We start from the raw sequence: 956 nt of genomic DNA, 5'->3' as shown, positions 1-956 counted from the left end.
TAAAGTTTCACTTTATCTTTTTCTATTTTAAAACTGTACATACCGTTCTGAATTATATAATACTCCATTTATCTTACTTTGTTTTACAGCTCCTCAAAGAATGATTCCCCCCTTTAACTCATATATTGAACTATACTTTTTTCTTGAGGAGGGCTTCCTAGATGCGTGCTCCTTTGTCCTTTGACAAAGATACTGCCATATTGTTAGCTTCTTGCTGCGAGTTAACATATGAACAATATAAACAAAATGGAGTTTTCCAAATACCTGATGGGTTTCAATATGTACAAGGCTTTCAAGGAAAAGCGATTCAAACAACAGAATGGTTTGGCTTCATCTTAGAATCTGACGATACCATCATTGTCGCCTTTCGCGGAACACAAACAGATCCAGATTGGATTATCGATTCACTTGTAAACCAAAAACCGTATCCATACGCCTTAAATAGCGGGAACGTTCATAACGGCTTTCTCTCTATCTATGAGTCTTGCCGCGATACAATTATGGATATACTTGTCTCTTTACCATCTCATAAAAAGCTTCTTGCTACAGGGCATAGTTTAGGCGGGGCACTTGCTACACTGCACATATTAGATGCACGCGTTAACACTGCGTTTGCACAATACGGTCTCTATAGCTTCGCTTCTCCAAAGGTTGGAGATATCGCTTTTCGAAACTACTATAAACTCCAAGTAGCCAGTAGCTTTCGCTTCGTTAATTTATTTGATGTCGTTCCGCTTCTTCCCCCGCGTAAAGTACATTTTAATGAACAAGACTGGGAATATACACACGTTCATCACAATATGACATTTACAAAAAATACAAAATCCATTACCAACAATCATGCTATTACAACATATAAGGCATGTCTGACTTCTCATTTTTGAAACGGAAACATTTGGAAAATACATACTAGTATATTTTTTGTACCTATATAAGCACAAATTGAAAAATCGACA

General features: G+C 36.7%; 1 protein-coding gene. It reads left to right on the top strand.

The annotated features are described in order from the left end of the window. The first annotated feature begins 161 nt into the window (after positions 1-161). On the top strand, positions 162-884 hold the full coding sequence (locus tag V7183_RS22125; protein ID WP_097898983.1) for a lipase family protein: 723 nt from the start codon (positions 162-164) through the stop codon (positions 882-884). Positions 885-956 lie beyond the last annotated feature (72 nt).

This window comes from Bacillus sp. JJ1127, assembly GCF_036965845.1.
Taxonomy (GTDB): domain Bacteria; phylum Bacillota; class Bacilli; order Bacillales; family Bacillaceae_G; genus Bacillus_A.
This window is presented reverse-complemented; position numbering and strand designations above follow the sequence as displayed.

What these genes read in the sequence shown, in the direction of transcription:
- V7183_RS22125 (WP_097898983.1), top strand. Translation starts at nt 162, where the DNA reads ATGCGTGCTCCTTTGTCCTTTGACAAAGATACTGCCATATTGTTAGCT.